This window comes from Micromonospora sp. L31, from assembly GCF_052068075.1.
Taxonomy (GTDB): domain Bacteria; phylum Actinomycetota; class Actinomycetes; order Mycobacteriales; family Micromonosporaceae; genus Micromonospora; species Micromonospora purpureochromogenes.
Map to the genome: position 1 here is coordinate 55,119 of NZ_JBQHDC010000014.1, position 20,397 is coordinate 75,515.

Annotated in this window: 20 protein-coding genes; 11 read left to right on the top strand and 9 right to left on the bottom strand. The window is 74.4% G+C overall.

The window, feature by feature from the left end; translation table 11 throughout:
- The first annotated feature begins 10 nt into the window (after positions 1–10).
- The 4 genes from ACTMS9_RS27420 (at position 11) to ACTMS9_RS27435 (ending at position 4,021) form a co-directional block, all read left to right on the top strand.
- Positions 11–724: a spermidine synthase gene (locus tag ACTMS9_RS27420; RefSeq protein WP_441148302.1), complete on the top strand. Its 714-nt coding sequence runs from the start codon at positions 11–13 to the stop codon at positions 722–724.
- Positions 725–801: 77 nt separating this feature from the next.
- Entirely contained in the window at positions 802–981 is a 180-nt protein-coding gene (locus ACTMS9_RS27425) for a hypothetical protein (protein ID WP_280837714.1), read from the top strand.
- 142 nt (positions 982–1,123) lie between these two features.
- Complete coding sequence (locus tag ACTMS9_RS27430; protein WP_441148303.1) at positions 1,124–2,128, top strand: hypothetical protein; 1,005 nt, start codon at positions 1,124–1,126, stop codon at positions 2,126–2,128.
- Between the two features lie 210 nt (positions 2,129–2,338).
- Positions 2,339–4,021, top strand: coding sequence for a long-chain-fatty-acid--CoA ligase (locus ACTMS9_RS27435; protein ID WP_441166348.1), 1,683 nt, complete (start codon positions 2,339–2,341; stop codon positions 4,019–4,021).
- A gap of 20 nt (positions 4,022–4,041) precedes the next feature.
- Here the strand turns inward: ACTMS9_RS27435 and ACTMS9_RS27440 are convergent, their stop codons facing one another.
- Genes ACTMS9_RS27440 through ACTMS9_RS27450 form a run of 3 tightly spaced genes read right to left on the bottom strand, consistent with a single transcriptional unit; the run spans position 4,042 to position 7,775 of the window.
- Positions 4,042–4,404 carry a hypothetical protein gene (locus tag ACTMS9_RS27440; RefSeq protein WP_441166349.1) on the bottom strand — a complete coding sequence of 121 codons (363 nt, stop codon included), beginning with the start codon at positions 4,402–4,404 and terminating at the stop codon, positions 4,042–4,044.
- Between the two features lie 22 nt (positions 4,405–4,426).
- On the bottom strand, positions 4,427–6,331 hold the full coding sequence (locus ACTMS9_RS27445) for an acyl-CoA dehydrogenase (protein WP_441148306.1): 1,905 nt from the start codon (positions 6,329–6,331) through the stop codon (positions 4,427–4,429).
- Positions 6,291–7,775, bottom strand: a complete 1,485-nt coding sequence (locus ACTMS9_RS27450; RefSeq protein ID WP_441148307.1) for an ATP-binding protein — start codon at positions 7,773–7,775, stop codon at positions 6,291–6,293. Before ACTMS9_RS27450 ends, ACTMS9_RS27445 begins: the two co-directional genes overlap by 41 nt.
- Positions 7,776–8,139: 364 nt before the next feature.
- Between ACTMS9_RS27450 and ACTMS9_RS27455 the strand changes: the two genes are divergently transcribed.
- The 4 genes from ACTMS9_RS27455 (at position 8,140) to ACTMS9_RS27470 (ending at position 11,068) form a co-directional block, all read left to right on the top strand.
- Positions 8,140–8,595 (top strand): hypothetical protein, encoded by a 456-nt coding sequence (locus ACTMS9_RS27455; protein ID WP_280837720.1) that lies wholly within the window; start codon positions 8,140–8,142, stop codon positions 8,593–8,595.
- 82 nt (positions 8,596–8,677) lie between these two features.
- Positions 8,678–9,196, top strand: a complete 519-nt coding sequence (locus ACTMS9_RS27460) for an ImmA/IrrE family metallo-endopeptidase (RefSeq protein ID WP_441148308.1) — start codon at positions 8,678–8,680, stop codon at positions 9,194–9,196.
- The gene (locus ACTMS9_RS27465; RefSeq protein ID WP_441166350.1) at positions 9,193–10,467 is read left to right on the top strand and encodes an MAB_1171c family putative transporter; all 1,275 of its coding nucleotides are present in this window, start codon (positions 9,193–9,195) and stop codon (positions 10,465–10,467) included. Before ACTMS9_RS27460 ends, ACTMS9_RS27465 begins: the two co-directional genes overlap by 4 nt.
- 82 nt (positions 10,468–10,549) lie before the next feature.
- Positions 10,550–11,068, top strand: a complete 519-nt coding sequence (locus ACTMS9_RS27470; RefSeq protein ID WP_441166378.1) for a hypothetical protein — start codon at positions 10,550–10,552, stop codon at positions 11,066–11,068.
- Between the two features lie 40 nt (positions 11,069–11,108).
- On the opposite strand, the gene ACTMS9_RS27475 is transcribed toward ACTMS9_RS27470, so the two are convergent.
- The 4 genes from ACTMS9_RS27475 to ACTMS9_RS27490 all read right to left on the bottom strand — a co-directional run bounded on the left by ACTMS9_RS27475 (position 11,109) and on the right by ACTMS9_RS27490 (position 15,659).
- Positions 11,109–11,873: a hypothetical protein gene (locus ACTMS9_RS27475; protein ID WP_441166351.1), complete on the bottom strand. Its 765-nt coding sequence runs from the start codon at positions 11,871–11,873 to the stop codon at positions 11,109–11,111.
- Positions 11,874–11,980: 107 nt separating this feature from the next.
- On the bottom strand, positions 11,981–13,153 hold the full coding sequence (locus ACTMS9_RS27480) for an alanine--tRNA ligase-related protein (protein ID WP_441166352.1): 1,173 nt from the start codon (positions 13,151–13,153) through the stop codon (positions 11,981–11,983).
- Between the two features lie 251 nt (positions 13,154–13,404).
- The gene (locus ACTMS9_RS27485; protein WP_441148312.1) at positions 13,405–14,553 is read right to left on the bottom strand and encodes a fatty acid desaturase family protein; all 1,149 of its coding nucleotides are present in this window, start codon (positions 14,551–14,553) and stop codon (positions 13,405–13,407) included.
- Between the two features lie 14 nt (positions 14,554–14,567).
- The gene (locus tag ACTMS9_RS27490; RefSeq protein WP_441166353.1) at positions 14,568–15,659 is read right to left on the bottom strand and encodes a ferredoxin reductase; all 1,092 of its coding nucleotides are present in this window, start codon (positions 15,657–15,659) and stop codon (positions 14,568–14,570) included.
- Between the two features lie 83 nt (positions 15,660–15,742).
- On the opposite strand from ACTMS9_RS27490, the gene ACTMS9_RS27495 reads away from it, so the two are divergent.
- The 3 genes from ACTMS9_RS27495 (at position 15,743) to ACTMS9_RS27505 (ending at position 18,564) form a co-directional block, all read left to right on the top strand.
- Positions 15,743–16,963: a PucR family transcriptional regulator gene (locus ACTMS9_RS27495; protein ID WP_441166354.1), complete on the top strand. Its 1,221-nt coding sequence runs from the start codon at positions 15,743–15,745 to the stop codon at positions 16,961–16,963.
- 235 nt (positions 16,964–17,198) lie between these two features.
- Positions 17,199–17,858, top strand: a complete 660-nt coding sequence (locus ACTMS9_RS27500) for an HNH endonuclease family protein (RefSeq protein ID WP_441148315.1) — start codon at positions 17,199–17,201, stop codon at positions 17,856–17,858.
- Between the two features lie 61 nt (positions 17,859–17,919).
- On the top strand, positions 17,920–18,564 hold the full coding sequence (locus tag ACTMS9_RS27505; protein WP_441166355.1) for a GNAT family N-acetyltransferase: 645 nt from the start codon (positions 17,920–17,922) through the stop codon (positions 18,562–18,564).
- On the opposite strand, the gene ACTMS9_RS27510 is transcribed toward ACTMS9_RS27505, so the two are convergent.
- Both ACTMS9_RS27510 and ACTMS9_RS27515 read right to left on the bottom strand, forming a co-directional pair.
- A complete protein-coding gene (locus ACTMS9_RS27510; RefSeq protein ID WP_441148317.1) occupies positions 18,513–19,310 on the bottom strand; it encodes a Stf0 family sulfotransferase in 798 nt (265 codons plus the stop codon). The genes ACTMS9_RS27505 and ACTMS9_RS27510 overlap by 52 nt on opposite strands.
- An 89-nt stretch (positions 19,311–19,399) precedes the next feature.
- A complete protein-coding gene (locus tag ACTMS9_RS27515; protein WP_441166356.1) occupies positions 19,400–20,176 on the bottom strand; it encodes an aminoglycoside phosphotransferase family protein in 777 nt (258 codons plus the stop codon).
- Between the last annotated feature and the right edge of the window lie 221 nt (positions 20,177–20,397).

Below are 20,397 nucleotides of genomic sequence, written 5' to 3' on the forward strand. Positions count from 1 at the left end.
AGGAGGCCGGGTGGGCGCGCGATTCGAGGAACTGGCCTGGCGGGAGACCCCGATCGGCGAGATCAGCCTGCGTCGGCGCCGTGACCCGGCGCTCGACGTCGACGTGTACGAGGTGAAGCTCGACGACGAGTTCCTGATGTCCAGCCTCTTCCCGGTGGCGGAGATCGAGCTGGCCCGGTTGGGCCTGGCCCCGCTGACCGGGGACGCCCTGGACGTGGTGGTCGGCGGCCTCGGCCTCGGGTACACCGCGCGGACCGCGTTGGAGGACCCCCGGGTGCGCTCGCTGGTGGTGGTCGAGGCGATCGAGGACGTCATCGACTGGCACCGCCGGCAGCTGTTCCCCTTCGCCGCCGGGCTGGCGGCCGACCCGCGTACCCGGTTCGTGCGGGCCGACTTCTTCGCCGCCGTCGCCGGCGGCACCGGCCTCGACCCGGCGGATCCGGACCGCCGGTTCCACGCCGTGCTGCTGGACGTGGACCACTCGCCGCGGCACGTCCTGCACCCCAGCCACGCCCCCTTCTACCGGGCGGACGGGCTGCGCCGGCTGGCCGACCTGCTGCACCCGGACGGGGTGTTCGCCCTCTGGTCGGACGACCCGCCGGACGAGGAGTTCGGCCGGGTGCTGGCCGAGGTGTTCCCGACCTCGCAGGCCCACGTCGTCCGCTTCGCCAATCCGTTGACCGGCGGCGAGAGCGCCAACACCGTCTACGTCGCCCGACGCTGACCGACGTTTCCGCACCCGTCCGGCATGTCCGGCCGCCCAGGGGGAAGGCGCGCGGACAGTCGATCAGGGAGGCGAACATGCGGACCGTGCTCTGGATCGTCGGCATCGTCGGCGGCGCGCTCGTCCTGCTGGGGCTGCTCCTCGAGGCGGTCCGCTGGCTGGTCGTCATCGGGGCGATCGCACTGGTGGTGGTGATCGTGCTGGCCTTCGTGCGGGGCCGGCAACTGATGCGACAGCACTCCCCCGGTCGCCGATAGGCGAACGCCCGGGCCGGCCGCGGGCGCGGGCGGGAACGCGAACGGGTTGTCAGGTATCGGACAGATTGCAACCCGACCTGGTCGTCGAGGGTTCTCCCGTCACACCGTCCGGAGCACCCGGACCGACCACGGGGAGATACCGATGGCCCACCTCGCTCGACGCAGGATGCTGGCGGCCACCGCCGGGCTGCTGTCCGCCGCGCTCGGCGTCGCCACCGCACCGGCGACCGCCGCGCCGCGGACGGCCAGCGCCAGCGCCAGCGCCTGCAAGCTGTCCACCCTGCCGTACCCCGCCGACGTCTACCGCGCCGACGCGCAGGCCATCGACCGGACCGGCCGGTTCATCGCCGGCACCGCCCTGCGGAGGGGTGAGGACAGCAACCAGCTCCTGCTGCTGCTCTGGAAGCGCGGGCGGCTCACCACGATCGAGTCGCCGCTCGCCGACGCCGTGGCGGACGTCAACACCGCCGGCACGGTGGTCGGCAACGGCTGGGCCGATGGCAGGACCCGGCCGTGGATCCTGCGCGACGGCGCTCTCGAACTCCTCCCGTCGCCGCCCGGCGGCGCGGAGCCGACGGCAATCAACGGGACGGGAGACATCGTCGGTGTGGGGGTGGACCCGGACACCTTCGACCCCTTCCCGCTGCGCTGGCCGGCCGCCCGGCCCGGCACGTTCGAGGTGCTCGACCTTCCGGCCAACGCCGTGCCGCAGGGCATCACCGAGGACGGCACCATCGTCGGCACCGCCGGCGACTTCGCGGCGTGGACCGGCTGGGTGCGATACCCGGACGGACGCGTCCGGACCCTCACCGTGCCGGGGGCCCGCACCACCATCGTCTACGCGGCGCAGGGCCACTGGGCGATCGGTCGGGCCAACCTCGGGGACGGCAACCAGGTGAAGGTGCGCTGGGACCTGCGCGACGGCTCCTGGTCGCGACTCGCCGACGAGCTGCCGTTGGTGACCGACGTCAACAAGCGCGGGACGGTGGTCGGCGGCGACCGGATCGCCCGCGGCGGCGGCTCCCGCCTGCTGCCCGGGGGCGGAGCAGGGGTCGGCGTCGGCGCGCGGGCCATCTCGGACACCGGCACGGTGGTCGGCTTCCGCAACGACGGCCGGGTGACGCCGGTGCGCTGGACCGGCTGCTGACCGACCGGCGGGCGCCGGTCGGACCGTCGGCGGCGCGGGTGTCCCGCCCGCGCCGTCGGCGGCGGCCCGACCGGGACCCGCAACCGAGCCGAGCGCCGAGGAACCATACCTACGGGGGCGTAGGTTACTGGTAGGTAGGTTAGGCTGAACACGGATGCGCCCCGTCGTGATCGACCGGGCGGACCGTCGTGCCCAGCGAGGGGAGACCCGATGGACCTGACCACCGAGCGGCCCTGGCTGCGCAGCTACGCCCCGGACGTGCCGGCGACCATCGCCCCGTCGGAGGAGTCCCTGGTCGACCTGCTGCGCGCGGCGGCCGGCCGGTTCGGTTCCCGGGTCGCGCTGGACTTCTTCGGGTCCACCACCACCTACGCCGAACTCGACGCGCAGGTGGCCCGGGCGGCGGAGGCGCTGCGCCGGCTCGGCGTCGGCGCGGGCGACCGGGTGGCCCTGGTGCTGCCGAACTGTCCGCAGCACGTCATCGCCTTCTACGCCGCGCTGCGCCTCGGCGCGGTGGTGGTCGAGCACAACCCGCTCTACACGCCGCAGGAGCTGGCCCACCAGCTCGCCGACCACGGCGCCCGGGTCGCCGTGGTCTGGGACAAGTCGGCGCCGCAGGTGCGGGGCGCGGGCGCGGTGGAGACGGTGGTCGCGGTGGACCTCACCCGCGCGCTGCCCAGGGCGAAGCGCTGGGCACTGCGACTGCCGCTGGCAAAGGCGCGGGCCGCCCGCGCGGCGATGACCGCTGCGGCGCCGGGCACGCTGAGCTGGGACGCGCTGCTGGCCGCCGCGCCGCCGCTGGCCGCCGAGCACCCCGCGCCCGGCCCGGACGACACCGCGCTGCTGCAGTACACCGGCGGCACCACCGGCATCCCGAAGGGCGCCGTGCTGACCCACCGCAACCTGCACGTCAACGCGGCGCAGGGCCGTGCCTGGGTGCCGGGGCTGCGCGACGGCGAGGAGACGGTGTACGCCGTCCTGCCGCTGTTCCACGCGTACGGGCTGACGCTCTGCCTGACCTTCTCGGTGAGCATCGGCGCCACCCTGGTGCTGCTGCCCCGCTTCGACGTCGACCAGGTGCTCGACGCGGTCCGCCGCCGCCCGCCGACGTTCCTGCCCGCCGTCCCGCCGATCTACGAGAAGCTGGCCACCGCCGCCCGCGAGCGGGGCGTCGACCTCACCTCCGTCCGGTACGCCATCTCCGGCGCGATGGCCCTGCCGCCGTCCACGGTCCAGCTCTGGGAGTCGGTCACCGGCGGGCTGCTGGTCGAGGGGTACGGCATGACCGAGACCTCCCCGGTGGCGCTGGGCAACCCGGTCTCACCCGCCCGCCGGCCGGGCACCGTCGGGGTGCCGTTCCCGTCCACCGAGGTCCGCATCGTCGACCCCGAGGACCCGTCGGTCGACCGGGGCCCCGGCGAGGCAGGGGAGCTGCTGATCCGGGGCCCGCAGGTGTTCTCCGGCTACTGGAACCGCCCGGAGGAGACCGCGGCGGTGCTGCTGCCGGGCGGCTGGCTGCGTACCGGGGACGTGGTGGTGATGGACCCGGACGGCTTCGTCACCGTGGTCGACCGGATCAAGGAACTGATCATCACCGGCGGCTTCAACGTCTACCCGTCCGAAGTGGAGGACGCGCTGCGCCGGGTGCCCGGGGTGGCCGACGCCGCCGCGGTGGGGCTGCCCGGCGAGCACGGCGGCGAGGAGGTCGTCGCAGCGGTGGTGCTGCACGAGGACTGGACGGCCGATCCGGAGAGCCTGCGCACGTCCTGCCGGCAGCACCTGACGGCGTACAAGGTGCCGCGCCGGGTGGTTGTCGTCGAGGAGCTGCCCCGTTCGCAGATCGGCAAGATCCTGCGCCGCGAGGTTCGCGAGCGGCTGCTCGCGCAGGACTGAGCCGGGCCAGGGACGCGCCGTCAGCGGACGGGCGGCCCCAGGCGCAGGATGCGGCGGGCCCGTCGCCGGTCCAGCCAGTGTGGCGCCGGCGGGTCGGTCGGGTCCGTGCCGGTGAGCAGTTCGACCACGAGCCGCGTCCAGAAGCCGGCGGCGCTGAGAAGGTTGCGGGCCCGGCCCGGTTCCGGCGCGCCCGGGGGCAGCACCGCCTGCGCCCAGCGCCAGGCGGTCCAGGCGACCTCGTCGTCGGGATGGTGCCGGCGCTCCCGGCTCAGCCGGCGGACCTCGGCCCGCACCGGCCCCGGCAGTCGCCACCACCGTCGTAACGTCTCCAGCCGGGCGTCGCGGTCCACCGGCCCCGACGGGGTCGCCTCGGGAGGGTCCATCGGGGCCACGGACAGCTGCCGCTCAGAACCACTCGTCGCGCATGTCCAGAGTGGTCCGGTCGAGGCCGTCCAGCAGGTCGAACCGGGCGGTGGTGCGGGGCAGCTCGAAGCGGAAGAAGTACCGCGCCGCCTGCCGCTTGCCGGCGTAGAAGGCGGCGTCCGCGTCGCCGCCGCCGGCCGCCGTACCGCCGGCCGCCGCGCCGGTCGCGGTGTCGACGGCGAGCAGCTGCTCCAGCCACATCCAGGCGACCACCACGTGCCCGACGGCCTCCAGGTAGAGGCTGGCGTTGGCCAGGGCGAGCGCGGGGTCACCGGTGGCCCACAGCCGGCGGGTGGTGCCGGCGATCCGGTCGACTGCGGCGCCGAGCTGGGCGGCCAGCTCGGCGGCCTCCCCGTCGGCCTTCCAGGCCCGGCTCACCGTCGCGGAGATCGTCTCCAGCAGCAGGGACAGCCCCGCTCCGCCGTCCATGGTCGCTTTGCGCCCGAGCAGGTCCAGCGCCTGGATGCCGTGCGTACCCTCGTGGATCGGGTTGAGCCGGTTGTCCCGCCAGTGCTGCTCGACGTCGTAGTCGCGGGTGTAGCCGTAGCCGCCGTGCACCTGGATGGCCAGGTCGTTGGCGGTCAGGCACCACTGCGACGGCCAGCTCTTGGCGATCGGGGTGAGCATGTCCAGCAGCAGGTGCGCCCGGGCCCGGTCGGCCGGGTCGGGGGCGGTCTTCTCCTCGTCCAGCAGCCGCCCGCAGTAGAGCACCAGCGCGAGGGCGCCCTCCACGTAGCTCTTCTGGGCCAGCAGCATCCGGCGCACGTCGGGGTGCGCGACGATCGGCACCTGCGGCACCGTCGGATCCTTGTCGGCGAGCGGCCGGCCCTGCGGGCGCTGGCGGGCGTACGCCAGGGACTTCAGGTAGCCGGTGTAGCCGAGCGCGGTCGCGCCGGCCCCGACGCCGATGCGCGCCTCGTTCATCATGTGGAACATCTGGGCCAGGCCCTGGTGGGGCTCCCCCACCAGGTAGCCGACCGCCCCGGGGCGACCGTCCGGCCGGTGCACGCCCTCGCCGAAGTTGAGCAGGGTGTTGGTGGTCCCCCGGTACCCCATCTTGTGGTTGAGGCCGACCAGCACCACGTCGTTGCGGGCGCCGAGCGTGCCGTCGGGGCCGACCAGCACCTTCGGCACGATGAACAGCGAGATGCCCTTCACCCCGGCCGGGCCGCCGGGGATCCGGGCGAGCACCAGGTGGACGATGTTCTCGGCGAGTTCGTGGTCTCCCCCGGAGATCCACATCTTGGTGCCGAAGAGCCGGTGGCTGCCGTCGTCCTGTGGTTCGGCCCGGGTGGTGATGTCGGCCAGCGAGCTGCCGGCCTGCGGCTCCGACAGGCACATGGTGCCGAAGAAGCGGCCCTCGACCATCGGCCGGACGAAGGTGTCGACCTGGGCGGCGCTGCCGTGGGCGAGCAGCAGGTTGGCGTTGCCCAGGGTCAGGAACGGGTACGCCGCGGTGCTCACGTTCGCGGCCTGGAGGAAGCCGAACGCGGCGGCGGAGACGACGTGCGGCAGCTGCAGCCCGCCGACGCTCTCGTCCATGCTCGCGCCGAGCAGTCCGGTGCCGGCGAAGACCTCCAGCGCGGCCTTGACCTGGGGGATCATGCGCACCCGCCCACCGTCGACGACGGGTTCGCTGGTGTCCGCGGCCCGGTTGTGCGGGGCGAAGTGCTCGGCGGCCACCCGTTCGGCCAGGTCGAGCACGTCGTCGAAGGTCTCCCGGGAGTGCTCCGCGTAGCGGGGGCGCTCGGTCAGCCTGGGCGCGTCCAGCCACTCGTAGAGCAGGAAGCGCAGGTCACGACGGGACAGCAGGGTGGACGACACGGATCTCCTTCCGTCGTACGCCTCAACCGAGCCGCAGCCCGGCGATGGCGTCACGCAGGTCATCCTGGCTGATCGGGCCGGCCGGCGCACCTTCCGTGGCCTCGCGCATCGCTTTGGCGAGTTGCACCCGGCGCAGCACCTCGCGGAGGTCCGCGCCGGTGAGTCCCGCGGTGAGCGCGGCCAGCCCGCGCGGGTCGACGTCGTCGGCGAACATCCGGAAGCCGGGGCGCTCGTGCCGGTCGATCAGCTCGCGGACCATCTTGGCGATGATCTCGGCGCGGCCGCTCTCGTCGGGCGCCGGGATGGCCAGCTTGACGTCGAAGCGCCCGGAGCGGGTCAGCGAGGCGTCGACCCGGTGCGGGAAGTTCGTGGTGGCCACCACGATGACGTCCGGGTTCTCCTCGATGAGGGTGTTCATCTCCTGCTTGAAGATGCCGGCGACCGCGTTGACGGCCTGGCTGGCGGCGTCCCCGCCCGCGCCGGCGTAGCTGATGATGCTGTCGAACTCGTCGAAGAGCATCACCGTGGGCTGCCGGTAGCCGCGCGCCTCGCGGAAGATCTGCTTGATGTTGCGCTCGGAGCCGCCGAGGTACTTGTCGAGGATCTCCGGGGTGCGGATCTCCCGAAAGTCCGCGCCGATTTCGTTGGCCAGCGCGCGGGCCAGCATGGTCTTGCCGGTGCCGGGCGGGCCGTACAGCAGGATGCCCTGCGGGCGGCGCGCGCCCCAGCGGGCCATCACCTGAGGGTGCCGGAACGACACGGCGATCTCCCGGAACCGGGCCACCACCTCGTCGAGGCCGCCGACCTGGTCGAGGGTCACCGCCGCGCTGCCCGGCGGCGTCCCGGCCGGCTCCCCCCGGACCCCGAGGGTGTACGCCCGGCCGCGCAGCACCGCCGGTTCGGGGGTGTCGCCGGCCAGTTCGCGGACGGCCTGGAGGACCAGGGCGACCATCGCCGTCAGGTGCGCCGGGGTGACGTCGGCGCTGGGCGTCGCGCCGCGCACGGTGACCAGCCGCCCGCCGGGCTCGGTGTGGTGGCTGATCTCGGGGCGCAGCCCCAGCTCGCGGGCGCGGTCGAGCACGGCCGCCCCGGCGGCGTCGGGTGGCGGCGCGGCGGGCGCGGGCGGGCGGAACCCGAGCCGGCGGGACGCCCCGGCGGCCACCCGGCCGGCGGCGGCGGCCACCCGGTCGGCGCGGGGATCGCCGGCGGCCAGCTTCTGGGCCAGCAGCATCCCCGCCGGGCCGGCCAGGCCGAGCGCGAGCAGACCCACCGCCGTGGCCGGCACGCCGGCCCGTACCGAGGCGTCGAACCGGTGCTCCCCCGCCTCGACGCGCACGGTGAACCGCACCCGGCGCACCGGGTCGGGAAAGGTGGCGTCGGCCAGCAGCGCGACGGGACCGGCGGCGGCCGCCGCGAGCAGGGCGGCCGGGTCGACGAGGGTCACCCGGGCGCCGAGCAGCGTCACGGTCTCGGTGTCCGGCCGGAGTGCGTACCCGTGTCCCGTCATGCGTCCACGTCCCTCGCCGCTGGGGTCCCCCGCCGGCAAGTCTGACACCCGGTCACCTCGGCTGCCACCAGGCGGACGTCGTGGGCAGGGGTGCGGCACCGCGTACCGCACCCCTGCGGCGGCCCGGGCCCGAGCCCGGCCGCCCGCGTCCCGTGGCGATTCCGACGGACCCCCGATGGCGCATGGCTGCGCGCTCCCGTCGAACCTGCCAGGACGCCCCTGGCATTGGGCGGTGCCACGATCACACCAAAGTGTCCACTCCCCGTGCCAGGGGTGGTAATGCTATACATACTCGCGGTAGCGGCGTCAACAGTCGGTGCCACCGTCCCGGCCGGTGTCATCGCGCGTGTGCGGAGGAGTCCCCTTGCCCCAGGTCACCGAGCCGCACGACGACTCCTTCGCCGCCCGCCTGGACTGGCTCTTCCGGACGGTGACCGACCCGCAGGGCCGGCCGTACAGCGTTCGGCACGTGGCCCAGGAGCTGACCCGGCGCGGCTGCCGGATTTCGCACACCCACCTGAGCAACCTGCGGCAGGGGCGCGCGCCGGATCCGCGGCAGTCGGTGGTGGACGCCATCGCCGCCTTCTTCGGCCAGCCGTCGCGCTTCTTCGCCCCCGGTCCGGACGACGTGGACGGTGGGCGCGACCTCGCGCACGCCCTGGCCAACCCGCACATCAAGCAGGTGGCCATGCGGCTGGCCGACGCCCGGCTCTCCCCCGAGGGCCACGCCGCCGTGGTGGCCATGATCGAGCAGGTGGAACGCCTGGAGGCTGCGGCCCGCGCCCGCCGCTCAGGCGAGCGCCCGGCGGAGGCGAGGTGAGGACGGAGCGGGCCACCGGCGGTGGCTGGATCCGGCTGCCGGCACTGCGGGACGGGTCCGCCCAGCACCCGGCGCGGGCCCGATGATCCGGCGACGACGCGCGGCGGGCGAGGACCAGCTCCGGCAGTTGCGCCGCCAGTCCGAGCAGGCCCTGGACGCGCTCGGACTGACCGGCGGCTTCACCTTCGGCGAGCTGCACGAGCGGGTGGAACGGCGCCGCGGCCGGCCGGTGCACCTCATTCCGCGCGAGCTGCCCGCGCTGGCGCCGCACGGGCTCTGGGTGGCCGGCGAGCACGCCGACTACATCTTCTACGCCGCCAACGCCAGCCCGGTGCGCCAGCGCCTGATCATCGGGCACGAGTACGGCCATGCCCTCTTCGACGACGCCTCCCCGGCGTCCGAGCTGGACCGGGCCGCCGCCGCGCCGGCGCCGCTGGCCCGCAGTTCGTACGACGTGCCGCAGGAGCGGCGGGCGGAGATCTTCGGCAGCCTCGCCGTGCAGCGCGCGGAGAGCTGGTCGGAGATGCCGGTCACCGCCCCGGCCGACATCGCCCTCGCCGACCGGCTCGCCGCCGCCCTCGAAGGACGCCGCCACCCGTGATCAGCCTCGTCCGTGACCTGATGATCGGCGTGACGCTGATCTGCTGGGTGATGAGCCTCTACAAGCTGCGCGACGTGGCCCGCAACCCGGGCTACCGGCCGCTGCGGGCGCTCTGCCTGGCCCTGGTCGGCATCACGGTGTCGCTGACCATCCAGCCGTTCATGCCGGCCCTGGACCGGGCGCTCGGCGTGCTCGACCTGGCCCGGCTGCTGTCCAACTGCCTCACCCTGGTCTCGGCCACCGCCGCGCAGGCCTTCCTGCTGCACATGACCGGGGACGACGAGCGCACCCGCCGTCGGGTCCGCCGCCGTACCGTCGCGCTGCTGGTCAGCATCGCCGCGATCGGGGTGCTCTTCGCGCTGACCCCGGCGCGGACGGCCCTGGACGACCCGCGGGTGGCCAGCGGCCGGTACTACGGCGACCCGTTCGACGCCCCCTTCCTCTACGTCTACCTGGCCTACCTGGGTTGGTCGATGACCCAGGTGGTGGCCCTGGCCCACCGGTACGCGCGGCAGGCCGGCCGGCCGCTGCTCCGCCTCGGCCTGCGACTGATCGTGGCGGGCGCGGCCTGGGGCCTGGTCTACGTGCTGGGCAAGCTGACCGCGGTGGCCGCCGGCGCGCTCTGGCCCGGCTCCGCGCTCGTCTCCGACGCGGTGGTGGTGTTCAGCTTCACCGTCTCCATCCTGCTCATCCTGATCGGCTCGACGCTGCCGTCCTGGGGGCCGCTGGTCGGTCTCGACCGGCTCGGCGCGCGGCTGGGGGCCGTCGTCGACCATCACCGGCTGCGTCCGCTCCAGGCGGCGGTGCACCGGGTGCTGCCGGAGATCGCGCTGCTGCCCGAGCCGCGCGGACCTGCCGGGCTGCTGGCGGTGCTGCGCGACCCGTACCTGCGCCGGGTCCGCGCCACCGTGGAGATCCTCGACGGGTACGCCACCCTGCGGCCCTGGATGTCGGCCGCGCTGCTGCGCGCCGCCGAGGCGGCCGGCCGCCGGGCCGGCTGGAGCGGTGCGCGGCTCGCCGCCGCCACCGAGGCGACCGTGCTGGCCGCCGCGCTGGAGGCGCGGGCCGCCGGGGCGCCGCCGGCCGCCGACCACGAGGAGCTGCCCGACCTGCCCGCCGGGGGTGCCGACGGCGGGGAGGCCGCGGAGCAGGTCGCCTGGCTCGTCCGGGTGGCGAGGGCCTACCGTTCCCCGAAGGTCGCCCGGTTACGGGCCGGGCTGGGCCCGGCGACCGGCACCGACGACAGCGAGAGGAAACAGCGTGTCCAGTGAGACCAGGGTCGTCGCGCCCGCCGGCCCCAACGTCGCGCGGATCGTCACCGAGGTGTTCGCCCCGGCCGTGTGGGCGGCGGCGATGCCGGTGGTCGTGGCGCTGCACTCCACCGCGCCGGCCTGGCTGACCGGCCTCGGCTGGGCGCTGCTGGCGATGCTGTTCAGCGCGGTGGTGCCGTACGGGATCATCTGGCTCGGGGTTCGGCGCGGCCGGCTCACCGACCACCACATCGGGGTACGCGAGCAGCGGCGCGCGCCGCTGGTCGGCGGCCTGCTGTCGGTGCTGGCGGGCATCGCGGCGCTGGTGCTGCTCGGGGCGCCCCGGGCGCTGGTGGCGATGGTGGTGGTGATGTTCGCGGTGCTGCTCGTGGTCACCGCGGTCAACCAGGTCTGGAAGCTCAGCGCGCACGCGGCCGTCGCCGCCGGGGCGGTCGGGGTGCTGGTGGTCGTCTTCGGGCCGGCGCTGCTGGTGGCGTTCGGCCTGGTGGCCCTGATCGGCTGGTCCCGGGTGCGGCTGGGTGACCACACCGCCGCTCAGGTGCTCGCCGGCGGCGTGGCCGGCGTGCTGGTCGGGGTGCCGACGTACCTGCTGCTCGGCTAGGCCACCGGTCCCGCCACCGAGATGATCGAGGTGGACGAGGTCAGCTGTTGACGAACTCGTAGACCTCCGCCGGCGCCGGGCCGATCTTTCCGTCGAACGGCGCGCCGAGGTCCGGCTTGAAGCCGTGCCCCGAGTAGCTGATCTCGGACGGCTGCTCCGGTCGGCCCCCGGCGGCCGGCAGGGTGAAACGCAGGCCCAGCAGCCGCCGTTGGGAGTCCACCGTCGCCTCGAACGGCACCGTCCCGGTCTGCTCGGGAGTGAGCGACCGGAGGTGCTCGTCGTCGATGAGGCGGCTGGCGCCCGGTTCGGTCGCCCGGGTCAGGTCCAACGTGCCCCGATAGCCACGCTCGCCGTTGCGCTCGGCGGTGCCGACCCCGGCGAGCAGGTCCTCGGCGTGGGCCGGGTCGCCGAACCGCACCAGCGCGGCCCGCCGTGCCGGATTCACCTTCGTCATGTCCAGCCGGGTCCACCGGTCCTCGGTCAGCGGGTTGCTGCGGACCAGGTGCTGGCCGTCCCGGTGCAGCACCTCGAAGGTCACCCGGGCCTTGGCGACCTCGCCGCCGACCACCCTGATCCGCAGCCAGCCGTCGCGCCCGTCGACCGCGCCGGCGCCGATGGTGGTGGGCGTGCGGAACTGGAAGCTGTAGGGGCCCCGGTCCAACGCCTGCGCCGCCTGGCGCAGCTCGTCGGGCGCGGACGGCCCGGACGGGGTCGCGGCGTCGCCGGTCGCGAGGTCCCGTGCCACGCCGCAGCCGGTCAGGGTGAGCAGGAGGGCGAGCACGCTCGCCGAGGCGCGGACGGTCACCGGACACCTCCCCCGAGGGCGGACCGCCGCCGGCCGTCCGGCGGCGGTCCACAGCGGATACCCAGCTGGCGGCGCCCGCAATCCATCCCGTCGGGTCCGCGCCCGGGTCAGCCCGCCTCGCCGAGCGGCCCGTCGACCAGCTCGCGGGGCAGTCCGTGGGTGTCGTGCAGCCACGCGTAGTCGGTGTCGGTCAGCGGCCCCCGGGACCGGCACCGCTCGACCACCGGCCGCCCCCGCCGCAGCAGGGCGCGGAAGCGCCGTTCCTCGTCGACCAGCACCTGGCGCAGCGGCCCGACGTCGCCGCGCTGGCGGAACCGGCGCAGGGTGTCCACGTACGGCTGATCGGGCAGCTCGGCGAGGGTCCGGGACTCATCGTCGCGCCACAGCGTGGTCAGCGCCCGCCGGACCAGCCGGCGCAGCACGTAGCCCCGGCCGGTGTTGGCGGGCCGGACGCCGTCGCCGAGCACCACGACCGCGGAGCGCAGGTGGTCGCAGGCGATCCGGTGCGCCGTCTCGTCCAGCGGCCACCGGTCGCGGACCGCCTCGACCCAGGGGGTCAGGCCGGCGCACTCGAAGACCGACCGGCCGCCGCGCAGCACCATCTCCAGCCGCTCCAGGCCCATCCCGGTGTCGATGTTGGGCTGTGGCAGCGGCTCCAGCCGGCCGTCGTCGTGCCGGTGGTAGCGCATCCGTACGTGGTTCCAGACCTCCATCCACCGGTCGTCGCCGCCCGGGGTGCCGGTGGGCGGGCCGTCGCCGGTCCAGACGAAGATCTCCGAGTCCGGCCCGCACGGCCCGGTGGGGCCGTTGGACCACCAGTTCTCCGCGCGGGTCAGCTCCACCGGCACGCCGAGCTCGGTCCACGTCGCCAGCGCGGTCTCGTCGGGGCCGACCTGGTCGTCGCCGCCGAAGACGGTGGCGTGCAGCCGGCCCGGGTCGACGCCGAAGCCGTCGGTGAGCAGCTCGTAGCCCCAGCGCAGGCTCGGCCCGATGCCGTAGTCGCCGAGCGACCAGGTGCCGAGCATGTCGAAGACGGTCAGGTGGGTCGGGTCGCCCACCTCGTCCAGGTCGGTGGTGCGCAGGCAGCGCTGCACGTTGACCAGGCGCCGGCCGGACGGGTGGGGACGGCCCGCGAGGTAGGGCGTCAGCGGGTGCATCCCGGAGGTGGTGAAGAGAACCGGATCGCCCGGCGGTGGGATCAGCGGGCTCTCCGGCGCGGACCGGTGGCCCCGCCGGTGGAAGTGGTCGACGAAGGTGCGGACGATCTGCTCGGGTGTCATGGCGCGGGCCTTCCGGTGAGGGTGCGACCGGTACGGCCCGCCGCGCGGACGCGGGGGTGCAGACGCGCGAACGCCGGCGGACCGTTTCCGGTCGCCGGCGTGTCAGGTGATCAGGCGGCGGCAACCGGCGAGCGGGAAGCTCGCGCGGCCGCGGCGGTGGTGCGCCTGATCTGCATGGCCCGACCGTACCGCGACGACGGCGCCGCCGGCCACCGCGATTCCGGGTGGTTCGGCGGCGCCGTCGCGGGTGCTCAGGCCCCCGAAGGGGCGAGGGTACGCGTCGACAGGTCGTCGGCCGGCTTCGGCGCGGCCGGGGTCCGGTTGGGCAGCGACAGCCGGATGACCTTCCACCAGGCCGAGGCGACCTGCTTGGGTAGCGGGCCGGTGGTGTACTTCAGCCCGTACCGGTCGAAGAGCGCCCGGACCTGCGGGGCGATCTCCTGGTAGCGCTTGCTCGGCAGGTCGGGGAAGAGGTGGTGCTCGATCTGGAACGACAGGTTGCCGGTCATGATGTGCATCAGCCGGCTGCCGCTGATGTTGGCCGAACCGAGCATCTGCCGCAGGTACCACTCGCCGCGCGTCTCGCCCTCGATGCTGGTCTTCTCGAAGGTCTCCACGCCGTTCGGGAAGTGCCCGCACATGATCACCGAGTGGCTCCACAGGTTGCGGATCAGGTTCGCGGTGAAGGTGGCGGCCAGGGTGCTGAGGAAGGACGGGCCGGACAGCAGCGGGTGCACGATGTAGTCCTTGAGCACCTGACGGCGGATCTTGCGGCCGACGGCACGGGCCCGGGCCCGGAACTCCGGGGCCTTGCGCCGGTCCTTCTGCAGGTTGCGGCCGAGCTCCAGGTCGTACGCGGCGATGCCGTACTCGAAGAAGCAGGCGTTGACGAAGTTCCACAGCGGCTGGCCGAGGTGCATCGGGTGCCACTTCTGGTCCTCGTCGACGCGCATGATCCCGTACCCGAGGTCGTTGTCCTTGCCGAGCACGTTGGTGTACGTGTGGTGCAGCTGGTTGTGCGAGTGCTTCCACTGGTCGGCCGGGGAGACGTGGTCCCACTCCCAGGTGGTGGAGTGGATCTTCGGATCGCGCATGAAGTCGTACTGGCCGTGCAGGATGTTGTGGCCGATCTCCATGTTCTCCAGTATCTTGGCCACCGCCAGGCCGGCGGTGCCGACCACCCACGCCGGCGGGAAGAGCGAGAAGAGCAGCACCGCGCGGCTGCTGATCTCCAGCGTCCGCTGGGTCTTGATGACCTTGCGGATGTACCGGGCGTCGGACTCGCCGCGCTCGGCGATCACCCGGTCCCGGATGGCGTCGAGCTCCTTGCCCAGGATCTCGATGTCCTCGGCACTGAGGTGGGCGATCGGGTTGTCCGGCTTCTTCTGGATCGCGGTCACGTCCGGCCTCCTGTCTACAGATCGATGTCGCAGGTACCGGCCGCCGCCGACACGCAGGTCTGGATGAGTACGCCGTCGCCGGGGACGGCCGTGGTGATGTCCCCGGTGCGCAGGTCGCGGACCGCCCCCTGGCGCAGCGGGAGGACGCAGCCGTAGCAGATGCCCATCCGGCAGCCCGACGGCATCAGCGCACCGGCGGCCTCCCCGGCATCCAGGATGGGGGTCGCGCCGTCGGCCCGCACGCTGAGACCGGCCCGGGTGAAGGTGACGGTGCCGCCCTCCCCCGGTGAGATCACGGTCGGCCGGAACCGCTCGGTGTGCAGCCGCTGCGCCCCGCCGGCCGCCCGCCAGTGCTCCTCCACCGCGTCGAGCATCCCGACCGGGCCGCAGGCCCAGGTCTCGCGCTCCATGCAGTCGGGGACCAGCCCGGCCAGTTCCTCGACGCCGAGCAGCCCGTCGGTGTCGGTGTGCCGCTCGACCAGCCGGATCGCGCCCTGCGCGGCGAGCGCCCGCAGCTCGGCGCCGAAGACCACGTCGGCCGGGGTGGGCGCGGAGTGCGCGACCACGACGTCCGACCGGCCGAGCGCGCCGGCGCGCAGCATGCCCATGACCGGGGTGACGCCGCTGCCGGCGGTGAGGAAGAGGACCCGGGCCGGCGCGGGGTCGGGCAGGACGAAGTCCCCCTGCGCCTGGTCGAGCTGGACGATGGCGCCCGGGCGGATGCGCCGGACCAGGTGGTTGCTGACCTTCCCGTCGGGGATCGCCTTCACGGTGACGCAGATCCGGCCGTCGGGACGCCCGGGAGCCGAGGTGACCGAGTACGCCCGCCACTGCCGTACCCCGTCGACGTCCACGCCGAGGCGCACGTACTGCCCGGCGGTGTGGCCGCGCCAGGCGCGGCCGGGCTGGATGGTCAGGGTGGCGGCGTCACGGGTCTCGGCGTCGATTGCGACCACGCGACCGCGCAGCGCGGCCCCGGCGCGCAGCGGCGCGACCAGGTCGAGATAGTCCTCGGGGAGCAGCGGGGTGGTGACCGTCTCGGCGAGCCGGAGGAGCCGGTCCCGGACGGAGAGTCTCGTCGGGGGACGCGGGACGGTGGTGGTCATATGTCCAGGGTCGTCGCCCGTTCGCATAACATCTTGGCCAGCTAAGGTGAATTGACCACGGGTTCTTGTTCGGGGAGAACAACATGACCGATCCTTCCGGGGCCACCAGCCGCCGGGCGGCGCACCTGGAGCTGGACGAGCGGGTGGCCGACCGGCTGCGCGGCCAGCTCCCCGCGGTGGCCGAGCGGACGGTCACCGCGATCACCGCCGAGGTCCCCGGCTACTCGGGCACCCTCACCGGGCAGATGCGCGAGAAGATCGAGAACGCGGTCCGCATCGCGCTGGGCACGTTCCTCCAGCTCATCGAGCGGGCCGACGCCGCCGACCCGAGCACCCCGCTGAGCCGGGCGCTGGAAGCGGCGTACGCGCTGGGCAGCGGCGAGGCCCGGTCGGGGCGGAGCATGGACGCGCTGCTGGCCGCGTACCGGGTGGGGGCCCGGGTGGCCTGGCGGGAGGTCTCCGCCACCACCGTACGCGACGGCCTCTCCGCCGAGCGGGTGGCCGAGTTCGCCGAGCTGATGTTCGCCTACATCGACGAGCTCTCCGCCGCCAGCGTGGCCGGGCACACCGATGAGCTGGCAAGCGCCGGCCGGGTGCACCGGCGCTACCTGGAACGGCTGGTCCAGCAGCTGCTCGCCGGCGAGCCCGAGGAGGTGCTGCGCCGCAGCGCCGAGCGGGCGGAGTGGCCGCCCCCGCAGACTCTCACCGTCGCCGTGCTGCCCCGCAGCAACCTGCGCGGGGTGCTCGCGATGCTCAGCCCGCACACCCTGGAGAGCGGCGAGGACCTGCCCGGGGTGGAGCTGGCCGAGGAGTCCGCCGTGCTGCTCGTTCCCGACGTGCACGGCGGGCGCCGGCGGCGGCTCACCGGCGCGGTGCAGGGGCACCGGGCGGTGGTGGGGCCGGCCCGGCCGTGGACCCGGGTCGCCGAGTCGTACCAGCGGGTGCTGCGGGCGCTGGCGCTCGGGTTGGACCGGCCGGCGGACGGCGCGCCACTGGACACCGAGCAGCACCTGGCCCGGCTGGTGCTCAGCACCGACCCGGAAGCTATGGCGGACCTGCGCGCGCAGGTGCTGCAACCGCTGTCGGCGCTGCCCCCGGCCACCGCCCGGCGGCTGGCCGAGACGCTGCGCTCCTGGCTGCTGCACCAGGGCCGGCGCGACGACGTCGCGGGGGACCTCTTCGTCCACCCGCAGACCGTGCGCTACCGGATGGGTCAGCTGCGCGAGCTGTACGGCGAGCGCCTCAACGACCCGGCGACGGTGCTGGAGCTGACCCTGGCGCTGGCCTTCCTGCCGGCGGAGTGAGCCGGCCGGCCGGCCCGGGTGGTTGCGCCCGCCCGGTCTCCGGCAGCTCGCAGCGGCATCGGGTGGCGTCCCCCACGGGCGCCTTTCCGCGCACGGCCGGCAGCCATGCCGAGCTTGTCATCGGTTCGGCGACGCTGCGTCGCCCAGCGTTCACAAAGTTGATCTGGATATCGGCCGCCTTCTCTGTCCATATGTACGGCAGGCGATCCCGCCCACCCTCATTGGACGGAGCACCATGACCCGTACCCTGCGCGCGACGGCCACCATCCTCGCCGCCGCCCTGGCCGCCACCCTCGGCCTCGCCCACCCCGCCTGGGCCGCCAGCTACTCCGCCTCGCTGACCACCGCGGTCGCCGGCCTTCCGGTCGCCACCGAAGTCCGCACCGGCTACAACCGCGACCTCTTCCCCCACTGGGTCGACGCCGACGGCGACGGCTGCCACGCCCGCAACGAGGTGCTGATCGCCGAGGCCGTCTCCGCGCCGACGGTCGGCGGGAGCTGCACGCTGTCCGGCGGGCGCTGGTACTCCTACTACGACAACGCGTACTGGACCCTCACCGGCGACCTCGACATCGACCACATGGTGCCGCTCGCCGAGGCCTGGGACTCCGGCGCGCGCAGCTGGACCACCAGCCGGCGCCAGGCGTACGCCAACGACCTGGGCGACAGCCGCCCGCTGGCCGCCGTCACCGACAACGTCAACCAGGCCAAGGGCGACCAGGACCCGGCCACCTGGCTGCCCCCGTACGCCTCGGCCCGCTGCCGCTACGTCAAGGAGTGGGTCGCCACCAAGATCCGCTGGCGGCTCACCGTGGACAGCGCCGAGAAGAGCGCCCTGACCAGCTGGGCGAACAACTGCCCCGCCACCACCGTCTCGGTCACCTACGCCTGGTGACGCCCCGGCCGGCCCGCCGCCCGGCGGGCCGGCCCGCGGTTCCACCCCGTACCGTCCCGGCATGGACAGCACCGCCACCGCCATCCGCCAATACCGGGACCGCGACCACGACGCGGTCTACGACATCTGCGTCCGCACGGCCGACGCCGGCGGCGACGCCCGCGGCCGGTACGCCAGCGACGACCTGATGCCCGACCTCTTCGCCGGGCCGTACCTGCACCTGGAGCCGGAGTTGGCGTTCGTGCTCACGCACTCCGACGTCGTCGTCGGCTACGTGATCGGCACGGCGGACACGCCCGCCTTCGTGCGGGCCTACCGGCGGGAGTGGATACCCCGGTTGGCCGACCGGTACCCGGTGCCGACCCGCCCGCCGGCCACCTTGGACGACGAGATGATCGCGCTGCACCACCGGCCGGAGCGGATGCTGCTGCCGGAACTCGCCGGCTACCCCGCCCACCTGCACATCGACCTGCTGCCCGAGCACCAGGGCCGGGGTCACGGCCGGCGGCTCGTCGAGACGTTCCTGCGCGCCGCCGCCCGCGCCGGAGCGCCCGGGCTGCACGTCGGCATGGTCACCGCCAACGTGCGGGCGCGCGGCTTCTACGACCGGCTGGGCTTCCACGCGATCCCGGTGCCCGAGCCCGGCCCGGTCACCTACCTCGGCCGGACGACGCGGGTGCCGGCGCCCGTCGAGACCGCCCGGTAGCGGCGGATCCACTCCCGGTTGAGCTGGTCGGCCTGCCGCCGGTGCCGGGGTACGACGGCGGCCCCGGCGGGCAGCGCGAGCCCGAGGAAGTCGAGGACGGCGTGGGTGACGCCGACCAGGTCCGCGTCGAGGTCCTCGTAGGACACGACGTACGGCCGGACGCCGGACGCGGCGAACCACGCCCGCCACGCCGCGTCGTGCCGGCCGATCACCTCGACCAGCCGGCCGATGGCGTCCGCGTCGAAGGTCGGCGCACCGCCACCGTCGCGGCCGCTGATCTCGCCGTCGCCGCCCAGGTACCAGGTGCCGGTCTGTTCGGCGCGCAGCCAGGACACCGCCTGCGCGACGACGTCGTCGCGCCGCAGGTACACGAAACGGGTACGCCCGAAGGCGCGTTCCAGCAGCGCCAGGTCCGCGCCGGCGAGGTCCGGGTACACCGTGGCCAGCCGGTCGACCAGCTCGTCCAGCGTCCCCCACATCAGCTTCGCCCCGAAGACGCCGTTGTCGGTACGCCCGGCCGCCAGCGCCGCCGCCAGGTACGCCCGGTAGTCGACGTTCCCGTCGGGGCGGCGGGTGATCCCCCAGCGCTCGACCCACAGCGGCTCGTCCGGCACCCGGAAGTACGCCTGCGGGCGGCCGGCGACCCCGGTGGAGGCGAGCAGCCCGAGCAGCAGCGAACTGCCGGTGCGGGGAGTGGCGCAGACCAGGTAGGAGTCGACGGGTTCGCGGCCGCGGCGGTTGGTCACGCCGCCGAGGGTAGGCCGGCCGGGTGGGCGCGCTTCAACCACTTTTCCCGGGCGCCGGCCGACCATTCGGCGCACTGGCGCGGGTCCTGTCACGCCAGGTCGGCCAGCATCGCCTCGACCGCCCGCCGGCCCAGGGCGGCCATCACCGGGTTCGTCTCCCGGTAGTAGGTCAGCGCACTGACGAACGGCAGCGCCCAGCCACGTCCCCGGGCCCACGTCCCGTCGTCGAAGCCGGCCGCCGTGCGGAACACCTCCCGGGTCTCGGCGCTGAACAGCACCCAGGCCGGCAGCGCGTCGCACGCCGGGTCGCCGGCGCCGGCCGCGCCGAAGTCGATGACACCGCTCAGGCGCCCGCCCTCGACCAGCAGGTTGCCGGAAAGCAGGTCCCCGTGCGTCCAGACCGGCGGCCCGTCCCACTCGGGCACGGCGAGCGCCTGCTCCCAGGCGGCGAGCACCGCGTCGGTGTCGACGAGGCCACGGGCCGCCGCCGTCCACTGCCGGACGTAGGCATCCCGGGTCCGCAGCGGCCCGCTCCGGTAACCCGGCCGGGCGCCGGTGGCGTCGACCCGGCGCAGGGCCGAGACGAACCCGCCCAGTTCCGCGGCCAGGCCGGCCAGGCCGCCGTCGGCCTCGGTCGCGGTCGCGCCGTCGATCCAGCGGTTGACCGCCCACGGCCAGGGATACCCGTCGCCCGGCTTGCCCAGGGCCACCGGCTTCGGCACCCGCACCGGCACGTGCGGGGCGAGGCGCGGCAACCAGTCGTACTCGAACTCGACCTGCTCCACCGCGTCCGCGATGCGGGGCAGGCGCACGGCCAGGTCGTCGCCGAGCCGGTAGATCGCGTTGTTGGTGCCGGCCGAGGGCACCGCCTCGACGGGCCGGTCCGCCCAGCGCGGGAACTGCGCGGCGAGCAGGCGACAGACCGCCCCGCGTCCGTCGGCACCTCGTCGTCGTGCATCCGGCCACCGGACATGTCGCCCCCGTCAGGTCAAGATCCGCCGGCGCAGCCTAGTCCGACGATCGGCGAATCGACCGCCAGTTTCCGGCCGGGGCCGCGTACCTGATCGGCGTCGGGGCCGGCCATTGC